The organism is Rhodococcus sp. JCM 9793 (assembly GCF_055380405.1).
The window spans coordinates 1,832,343-1,842,096 of sequence record NZ_AP043721.1 but is presented as its reverse complement, the minus strand read 5'-3'; the positions used below and the strand labels follow the sequence as shown (position 1 = coordinate 1,842,096).

General features: G+C 55.4%; 7 protein-coding genes. All 7 read left to right on the top strand.

All coding sequences use genetic code 11. The features are described from left to right. The first annotated feature begins 26 nt into the window (after window positions 1–26). Window positions 27–1,859, top strand: coding sequence for a DUF4012 domain-containing protein (locus ACZ46K_RS10855; RefSeq protein WP_464748176.1), 1,833 nt, complete (start codon window positions 27–29; stop codon window positions 1,857–1,859). 768 nt (window positions 1,860–2,627) lie between these two features. After that, window positions 2,628–3,323, top strand: a complete 696-nt coding sequence (locus ACZ46K_RS10850; protein ID WP_464749284.1) for a WecB/TagA/CpsF family glycosyltransferase — start codon at window positions 2,628–2,630, stop codon at window positions 3,321–3,323. Then, window positions 3,320–4,510, top strand: a complete 1,191-nt coding sequence (locus ACZ46K_RS10845) for a glycosyltransferase family 4 protein (RefSeq protein WP_464748174.1) — start codon at window positions 3,320–3,322, stop codon at window positions 4,508–4,510. Before ACZ46K_RS10850 ends, ACZ46K_RS10845 begins: the two co-directional genes overlap by 4 nt. Continuing rightward, the gene (locus tag ACZ46K_RS10840) at window positions 4,507–5,616 is read left to right on the top strand and encodes a polysaccharide pyruvyl transferase family protein (protein WP_464748172.1); all 1,110 of its coding nucleotides are present in this window, start codon (window positions 4,507–4,509) and stop codon (window positions 5,614–5,616) included. Before ACZ46K_RS10845 ends, ACZ46K_RS10840 begins: the two co-directional genes overlap by 4 nt. Then, entirely contained in the window at window positions 5,613–6,887 is a 1,275-nt protein-coding gene (locus ACZ46K_RS10835) for a hypothetical protein (RefSeq protein ID WP_464748170.1), read from the top strand. Before ACZ46K_RS10840 ends, ACZ46K_RS10835 begins: the two co-directional genes overlap by 4 nt. Continuing rightward, on the top strand, window positions 6,888–8,051 hold the full coding sequence (locus tag ACZ46K_RS10830; protein ID WP_464748168.1) for a polysaccharide pyruvyl transferase family protein: 1,164 nt from the start codon (window positions 6,888–6,890) through the stop codon (window positions 8,049–8,051). Continuing rightward, window positions 8,041–9,537, top strand: a complete 1,497-nt coding sequence (locus tag ACZ46K_RS10825) for an oligosaccharide flippase family protein (RefSeq protein WP_054805370.1) — start codon at window positions 8,041–8,043, stop codon at window positions 9,535–9,537. Before ACZ46K_RS10830 ends, ACZ46K_RS10825 begins: the two co-directional genes overlap by 11 nt. Window positions 9,538–9,754 lie beyond the last annotated feature (217 nt).

The window sequence follows — 9,754 nt, the reverse complement described above, 5'->3', positions numbered from 1 at the left end:
AGAAACACGAAGGGGGAACAGGCCGCGTGAACAATGTTACCGGTGAGTCAGATTCGCCAGGTCCGCGTCGACGCAAGGTACGTCGACGCCTGTCGGACGAGGAAATCGCAGCACGCCGCAAGAAGCGGAGGCGCGTGCAGATCGGCAGCGGTGTCGGCGTTCTCGTGGTGGTCGGATTCTTCGGATGGCTTGGATACGAAGGCCTACAGGCGAAATCGAGCCTAGAGAAAGCTCAGGATTTCGCAATGCAGGCGAAAGACGCCCTGCTGTCGGGTGATACCGAAGAGGCAACCCGCGCGGCCGGCGACGCCGACCGTTACGCGCAGGAGGCACAGGGTTCGGTTGATTCGTTCCCGTGGCGCGCAGCCGGTGCCGTTCCATGGTTGGGCAGCCCTTTTGACACGACACGACAAATGACCACGATTGTGAGCGGTCTCACAGCAGATGTATTGCTTCCTGCGGTCGACGCAGGCAGTGCAGTGTCTCCCGATCAGTTGATTCTCGACGGTGCGCGCATCAATCTTGCAGCCCTTCGCGATGCCGCGCCGGTGCTCGAAACCACGTCCGCCGCGATCACAGATCTCGACGCGCAGGCGCAGGCAGTCGACAGCACATATCTCGGACTGATCGACGACGCACGCCTGGACCTTCAAGACCAGGTGTCCGAATTGTCTGGCCTGCTGAACAATACGTCGACCGCAGCGCAGATTGCACCCGCGATGCTGGGTGCGGATGGGCCGCGCAGCTACTTCATCGGGTTCCAGACCAACGCCGAAGCGCGCGGGACGGGCGGACTGTTGGGCGGGTTCGCGGTGGCCCAGGCGAACGACGGCGCCGTGAGCATCGACGATGTCGCCAGCAATCGAGAGCTCACGTTCGAATACGACCCCATCGATCTCGGGCCGGACTTCAAACAGGCATATGGCCACAGCCGTGCCACCCAGGATTTCCGCAACAGCAACGTCAGTTCACACTTCCCCTACGCCGGCCAGATCTGGCAGTCGATGTGGCAGCAGGAGACCGGCGAGCGCGTGGATGGCGCGATCGCGACCGACCCTGTGGCGTTGAGCTACGTGCTCGAGGTCGTCGGCGACGTTACGCTGCCGACCGGCGAGAAGATCACCGCCGACAACGTGGTCGAATTGACTGAATCGACCGCATATTCCCGGTTTGGCGATGATCAGGCGGCACGCAAGGCCTACCTCGAGTTGGTCGCCAAGACCGTGGTGGAAAAACTCACCGGCAGCATCTCCCAACCCCAGGCACTTCTCGAAGCGCTCGGGCGGGCCGCGAGCGAGGGCCGGCTTTCAGTATGGAGCTCAGTCCCCGAAGAGCAGGAAATACTTGCCGGCACAGCACTGGGTCACGTTGTTCCGGATGACCCCGCACCGTATGCAGGCGTGGTGATCAACAACCTCGGTGGCAACAAGCTCGACTACTACCTAGAACGAGAGATCGAGTACACCGCGGGCTCCTGCGAAGGTGATACACGCAATTCGACAGTCACAGTTCGCCTTACGAACAACCTCCCTGCCGGCGACCACACCAACTATGTTGCGGGGATGTTCGACAATCCGATCGGCGCACCAGCGGGTACGAACCTTGCTGACGTCGCGCTCGTGGCAACTCAGGGCGCCGAGCTCAAAAAGTCAACGATAAACGGCAGGTCGGGCTTCGTGTTCAACAGCAAGGAACTGGGCCATCCAATGTTCAACGCGCAGGTCCCCATTCCGCAGGGCGAGACAGTCGAAATCGTATACGAACTAACCGAGCCAATAAACAGTGGAGCAGCACGAGTGCCTGTCCAACCCCTCGCGGACGAGCCTGCGATCGCAATCTCGGTCCCGGTGTGCGGATAGAGCAGCAGACTTCCTACATAGACCGGATGTCTCAACCAAGCACGCTCGCTCAATGACTGTGATGTTCCCCACCGACGTTAAACATTGCGGGTCATGCCGGGCGCTACAGGCTACTTCCACCGAAATAGCCTGAACTGCACCTTGTTCAATGTTACCTATCGGTAGTCAGGCCCATAGGGAAGATCAAGTTCTACTCGAAGGTCTCCAACATTGCAACATCAGGATGCGGCGGAACCTGCCGTACCTCAGAATGTTCATTGGTGTGCTTACGACCGAGGTTAAGCACTGGTCGAGGCATGCACGGTACGGGGAGGTACACGTGCACTGTCCGGCACTGTAGTGATCGCCGACATGGCGAATGCAGCAGTCCGGGGCCTCACCACCTGGGCTCGGGGAGGAGTCAGAATGAGGACAACGCTTAAGGGATCACGGCACCACGAAGCCGGCATCGGTAGTGCCGCTCGGCATACTGCAGAATTCGTCGCTTATCTTCCTTCTCCTCAAGACCTCGACCGTCACTTGACCACTCTCGAGATTCACGATCAGCCACTGCCCATGCAGCCATGGACGCCTCGGCCCTGTCGTTGAGTCCTGCCAGTCGGACAGCGCTAAACAATGTGCCCGAGGCAACCCGCATGAGCGGCAATCAACCTCAAAGCGTTCGACTTCAACGCAACACATGATGAAAGGACGACCATGCTGCGGAGCGCGCCCCAATCAGTACCCCTGCGCATTCGAGGCACCCAGGTTCGCTTTGATGTCTTGACCATGCACGAGGTCACACAGCAGATCTTCGAGAGTGCACCCGCCACCTGGCGAACCGTGATCACGCCGAACCTCCACCACATCCATCTATTGCGACGAGACGCATCGCTGCTGCCCTTGTATCAGTCAGCGGACCTCCTTCTTCCTGACGGTTGGCCCGTCGCCTGGATGTTGTCGCGCGTGGCTGGATCCGACGTCGAGCGGATCGCCGGCTCGGACCTTCTCGAACAAGTGCTCGCAACAGATGGTGGCGGTCGTGCTCTTGTCCTTGTCGGAGGCGAGGATGTCACCGCATTGGCGACTGTCGCCGATCGAGCACGCCAGGTTAACTGGACCGTATTCGTTGAGCCCGCGCCTCGCTCGGAGGTCGAAAGTACTGATTCTCGGCAAGCGTTGGCTTCACGGGTCGCGGCGAACGGGCAAGGCGGCGTCATCGTGCTTGGGCTCGGCGCGCCAAAACAGGAGCGGTTCGCGCATGAAGTCAGACAGCTCGCCGGCTCCGGTCACATATTGTGCCTAGGGATGGCAATCAACTTCAGTGCAGGTAAGTACAAACGTTCACCAGAGTGGATGCGGCACGCCAAGTTGGAATGGGTCCACCGGATCATTAGCGAGCCCCGACGCCTTCTACCGCGATATGCGCGGGATGCGGGCGCACTTCTCCCAACTATGGCGGAAAACGGCAAGGTCAGGGCATGAACGAGTCCCACACGCTCATTGCTGGTAATCCGCTTCAGGCACGCCCGGTGGTTCTCCAGATTGGGCCTGAACCGGGCAGTAACGGCGGTATCGCTACAGTCATTGAGGAAACGCTCAAATTCGAGTCAGGCCGCTTCGAACAGCGCTCCTGCCACTCGTGGGTGCCAAACGGCAAACTCGCATCGTTCCCACGGGCCATTCGCGCGGCTTTCACGATGTTCACCAGCCGACGTCGCTGGAGCATCGCGCATGTCCACTTGAGTGAGTACGGGAGCTTCCTGCGCGAGGGCGCGTTGATCTTGCTCGCTCGAACCTTGAGACGTCCCGCTGTTGCAACCCTCCACGGAGCGAATCTCACACAGCATGTCGCAAAATATCCGCGACTCAGTCGTGCAATCTTCAATTCCACAACGATCGTTCTCTGTCTCGGTGAGAACCAGGCCAACATCGTGGCACGAATCGCCCCCAATGTTCCACTTCGGATAGTCGGAAACCCGATCCACTACACCGCTTTTCCGAGCTCCATCCCACCAGCCCCACCACGACGTGACCAGCCGACATTTGTCTATGCAGGTGAGGTCGGTCAGCGCAAAGGACACGATCGGCTGATCAGAGCCTGGGACACCGTGCTTCAGGAATATCCGGAAGCACGTCTTCGCATAGCTGGCCCACTAGCCAAAAACTACGAGGTTAGACCACAACAGGGAGTCGACTACCTCGGAAACCTCGATCGGAAGGCACTCCTCGAGGAGTACTCGAAGGCAACAGCCACAGTTCTCCCTAGTCGCGCCGAAGTCTTGCCAATGGTTCTGATCGAGTCACACGCTCAAGGCACTCCAACCGTCTATACCAAGGTCGGTGAGTGGCAAGTATTCGCGGATGCACCGGGGATCAGACTCGTCAATGTGCACGACGAGTCCGAAGATGTCGTCGTCTCATCTATTGCACAGGCCATGATCGATCTTGCTGCCATTCCGGCCACCGATCCAACCCTACTAATCTCCTGGAGCCGCGACCGGTTCTCCACTCAAGTGGTCTCCAACCAGCTGGACTGCGCCTATCACGCTGCAATTTCCGGCGAAAACCCAAGTGCCCTGCACAATCTGAGGAATAGTTCGGGCCTCGACGTGAAAACCCCTCTGCCGACAAATACTATCGGCACGCAACGGTCGACGGAGGAAATATGAAAACAGTCGGAATTCTTACTCGCCACGTCTACCCGAATTATGGATCGCTCCTGCAGGCCCATGCGCTTCAAAGCGCAATTTCCTCGTTTGGCCCCCAGTGTAACGTGATTGACTACTACCCTATGACAGATCACCCGATGCGGTTGGCGTCATCCAGACTCAGAGAGTCTCGCATGAGAGACTCCCCAATCAAGCGGGCCGCGTACCTTGCAATTCAAACCCCAAATATGGCAGGCATGAGCGTTCGATTTCGCGGCTTTCAGCGTACGCATCTTTCTCTCACCGAAACTTGCGCGGATGCTGACTCCATAACTGACGCGATAAAGGAAATCGATGTTGTGGTTGCCGGCAGCGATCAGATTTGGAATTCCGTACACGGACAGTTAGACCCAGTCTATTTCCTTTCCGGCCAGCCAAGCGAAAAGAAGTTCAGTTACGCCGCAAGTTTCGGATCCGGATCGCCGTCAGCTACCGATTCTGAAAGGGTAGTGCACTGGCTCGGGGATTACCGAAAGGTATCTGTTAGAGAGCCTTCCGCCCAATCTTCGCTCACCTCGATTGGAATCGAATCTCGCGTTGACATCGACCCAGTATTACTCCACAATCAGGACTACTGGACAGAATTCTCTGCAGCCCAACCGCAGGCCAGGTCCAAGTACATCTTGGTATATCAGCTCCACAATACACCGGATTTCAACCAGCGGCTCAAGCTCATATCTGAACGCCACGGACTGCCAGTTCGCCGTGTGACCCCCGATGCCAAAATATTTCTTACCAGCCGTGCATTCGACTACCTTGTAACACCAGAGAAGTTTGTTTCTCTCTTCCGCGACGCGGCAGTAGTCGTCACGGATTCGTTCCATGGGACCGCGTTCTCGCTCTTATATGGTAAGCCGATTTACGCACTTCTACCGGAAAGGAATTACACCCGCAACATCGACCTACTAGCTTCGGTCGGACTCTCGCACCTAGCGACGTCAGTAGATCAGGACTTGCCAGCCGATCCCCACTACGATCCCGAGCCGGTATCTGGCAAACTCAGATCCCAAGCCGCCGAGTCCTGGAAATATGTTCGTGATATCGCAACGGCGGGCGACCGGATATGACGCAGCAGCTGAGTGCCTCTGACACTCCGAGCGAAGAGATCCGAAATCGGATGCTCCCGATCGATTATCTCCAACTCGGTCTTTTTACCATCTACGCCTTCTCGTACTCGCTATACATGGCCGAGCTTTTTCCCTCCTCAATCTTCTACGCATCTTTGTCCATCTTCTTTATATTCGCCACGCTACGTGTCATTGTAATTCTACTCAGAGCCAGGCCAGGAACTCCTCTCATATTCGGCCGTTCCGCCGGGGCATTGCTAATTGCATCCTTCGCACTCCTCCTTATCTCGATTGGGCAGGAACTCGCTGCGAACGGCGATTTCTCATATACAAGTTTCAGCGCATCCGCATTGATCGTCATACCGGCAATCATTGCGCTATGCATCGCCAATACATCAACTGAGCGCGTCGCTGACCTTTATATGACGATTTATCTCGCTCGGTATTTGCTCTACTTCGCAATATCCAACGAATACTCGATCGAGGCTATACGCTCAATAAGTTGGTCTGATTCAGTTTCGCCATTCGAGTCATCCTTCGCCCACGACATGCTCGTACTGGTGATGTACTTTGTTGTACGGCAGAGCAAGGTTCGCACGGGCGTGACTGCATTCTTCACAATGTTGGCTCTCAAGCGTGCGGCGTTTATATCAGCCCCACTCTTCATACTGTTTGGACGCCAACTTCGCGCGCCATCCCCACCAAAGCGCGCATCTGTGATCGCACTATTTCTCGTTGGGGTCGCTAGCCCGTTCATCGTCATTGCTGCATACTCACAGAGCTTCTCACGGTTTTTCAGCGAAACATTCGGGACAGATCTAAACGACTTCACGAGCGGGCGCGTCCAGATCTACCAACTCGCCACACATTGCGCCGACACCTCGCACGCGTTCGGCTCGCTGAATACTTGTCTCAGCGACCTAGCATTGCGATTGAACGGAACCACCTGGAACAGTCTCTTACATAATGACACGCTCCGGGTTTACATGGAAGTCGGAGTCCTGGGAATTGCAATCTACATGGGAGCGCTCGCATATGTTTGCCGGCTCTCCCGTCCCGCTTTCGTTCTCATGGCATATACCTTTTTCGTGCTAGCCACTTCCAGATTAATTACCCATGTGAGCTTTTGGCTCGTACTCTTCACCGCGATTGCCTTGTTCGAGATGCTTAAATCAAATCGCGAACTCGAGGACGGCAGGTCCAATACTTCTGGCGATACCCACGCGACCGAACAGAATTCGCGAGAGTCAAATACAATTAGGGGACGATAGATGAGTATTCGACCGTCGCGGGTGGGAATCCTTACCCTGACACAGTCCGAAAACTATGGAACTGTGCTCCAGGCATATGCGACTCACCAGCTCCTAAACTCTGCCCCGAGCAGAGACCTATACTCGCTGATTCCCACCGACGTCCATCAGGTAAGGCGTCGGCGCGTCCTCTCGCTAGCCAACCCTAAGAATCCTAGTTCAGGAATGACCCGCCTGCGAAATTTCGCAGAAATGCGCAGTTTCATCCGCCCCTTCACGGATACCCGGGACGGCAAACGCTGGGTCGATATCAGCAGTCGACAGTCCGCAATTAACTACCTGAACTCTCGATACTCTGGATTCATTACGGGTTCGGATGAAATATGGAACCTTGCATTCGTCGGAGACAAGAGCATATATTACGTTCCACCTACCACCGGTAAGGTTCGAGCTAGTTTCGCAACATCAGCGAATCGGCTTGACATATCGAAGTTGTCTAGGGAAACACGCGAGATACTACGGGCCTCGCTTGATTCCTACGCGTACATCTCAGTCAGAGACTCAAACACCCGATCGTTCATCGAAAACATCCTCGATCGGCCAACTCCAATCGACGAAATCGTCGATCCAACAATAATCCATGGATTGCCCGAGTTTATTCGAACTCCCTCCGATAATCCTAGGGAAGGCCGCAAGAGGATCTTGATGATGGTCCGAGATAGACAGGTGGGGGACGAACTGATATCACGGTTTCATAATGTGGCAGATATCGACACCGTGTTCGTCCGGTATTCCGACGCCAAGTTTCTTCATCTGACTCCCGGAGAATACGTTGGGTGTTTCGGCGAGTACGACTGCGTCGTGACGGACTACTTCCACGGAACGTGCATGAGTGTTCTCAATAAGGCACCGTTCGTCAGTTTCGACAGCGAAGCGCTGTATTCACAGTACGAGAGCAAGATCAAGAACTTGCTCACCAAACTTGGGCTCAACGACCACTACGCTGACCTTTCCGGGAACCCCAGCGGAACTACCTCCTCTCTCATCGAGACCGTAGATCGAATGTTGACCGCGCCCCCGGCATGGACGGCCGATGCGGCCATCGAACGTGAGAGGGAACATGGTCTAGCGGCTCTCGAACGGATCAGGAGCGCAATCAGCGAGGGCCTAGCCAGTGTCCGTTGAGTCTGCCGGCGTCGCACGAAAATCGGCAATCTACGCAGTCGCGTCAATTGTCCAGAAGCTGTCTTCGCTCATACTCCTACCGATCTATACGCGTCTCCTGACACCGGAGGAGTACGGGTATTTCAATATCATCGTTACCCTTCTAATGCTCGGCGGGGCAGTCGCTGCACTCGGCTTGGAATTCGCCGTGGTCCGATACTCTCACCCTTCATTATCGGGCACGAACGAGACCGCCCATAACCACGGCGATAGGCAGGCCGAGAATTTCACAGCGACGTACGCAATCGTAATAGCTTCTTCGTTCCTCTTGACGGTAGTTCTGGTCGCAACAGGACCACTCTACTCGCCATTAATATTTCCTGGATTCGATTTCTATCCGGTAATCCTGATTGCGCTGTCCTCAATCCTATTTCAACCACTAACAACGGTATACCTAGCATTACTCCAAGCACGTTCGATGGCTCGTTCGTTCGGAACATACTCGCTTGCACTTTTTGCTTCTAATGGACTACTCACGGTTATCTTGTTAGGCCCCATGGAAGCCGGACTGCTTGGTGTCGCAACGTCCGCCGTAATCGTCAATGCAACGTTCGCGCTATACGGTACATGGCGAGCATTCAGACTCGGAATGCTTTGGGCGAAATTCAATCGGGACGATGTCGCCCGATTACTCAGTTATGCACTTCCGATGCTCCCTCATACGCTCACACTGCAGGCCACTTCCCTTGCGACTCGTGTCATCATCTCGAATATTGTTAGTGTCGCCGCCGCCGGATTGTTCAATATCGCGATGTATGCGGTTAATTTTATCGACGCGGTACAGACGGCATTCCATCGGTCCTTCTTGTCTTGGTACTTCGTCCAAGTCGACAACAAACCAACCGGCTGGAGAGTTCAAGTACGGAATGTAATCGCGTCGTTCGTCAGCGCATCGGTTGTCATCGCGGCTTCAGTTGCACTATTCGCAGATGAACTGTTGCTTATATTGACACCGCAGGATTTTCATTCGGCAGCGACCATAATCCCTTTGCTGGCGCTAAGCATGATGGTTAAATCTGTTTATTACCCCTCATTGTCGGCCTTGCTTTATCATCGCAAGGGCACCAATTCCGTGCTGTTGATTTCAGGCACATCGAGTGCAATTTCTATACCTCTAGCGATTGTAGGGGCTTGGTATTGGGGGCTAACTGGCGTTGCTATTGCACAATTAGTACAGCGCCTAACCATGAGCGCCATGGCGGTCAAACTGTCCGCGCGCTTAGATTTCGCTGGTATCCCATGGTCGCGGGTGCTCAAGGCCCAATCGGGTGGTTTGGCAATAGTTGCGATAGTCATGATTGGCGATTCCGTGGATTGGTGGGGAGTAGATTTCTGGCCGCTACTGTCCGTTAAGATTGTTCTGTGGGTCGCGCTTATTCTCTACATACTCATTTGTGATCCATTCTTGGCCAAGACCGCAAGGAGCGTAGTCCATCGTGAGCCTTAAGAGTAACCTGAAGTCGGTAGACCCACTCCGTCGTTTTGTGAAGCGGATTAAAATTCACCGCGAGTACATGTACGATGCCTGGTTTATGTCCAGCCATTTGCTGGATGGAGGCAGGGCATCAAGCCATGAGCAGTACCGAATCATGCTGCGTGTGCATTCGCTCGAGAAAGGTATGGCGCATCGTTCGCCACGCTCGTTCGGTAGTAGTGCCCCATAG

Bases quoted from the DNA above. Each gene is read 5' to 3' on its own strand.
- ACZ46K_RS10850 (WP_464749284.1), top strand. From the start codon at position 2,628: ATGCACGAGGTCACACAGCAGATCTTCGAGAGTGCACCCGCCACCTGG.
- ACZ46K_RS10845 (WP_464748174.1), top strand. From the start codon at position 3,320: ATGAACGAGTCCCACACGCTCATTGCTGGTAATCCGCTTCAGGCACGC.
- ACZ46K_RS10840 (WP_464748172.1), top strand. From the start codon at position 4,507: ATGAAAACAGTCGGAATTCTTACTCGCCACGTCTACCCGAATTATGGA.
- ACZ46K_RS10835 (WP_464748170.1), top strand. From the start codon at position 5,613: ATGACGCAGCAGCTGAGTGCCTCTGACACTCCGAGCGAAGAGATCCGA.
- ACZ46K_RS10830 (WP_464748168.1), top strand. From the start codon at position 6,888: ATGAGTATTCGACCGTCGCGGGTGGGAATCCTTACCCTGACACAGTCC.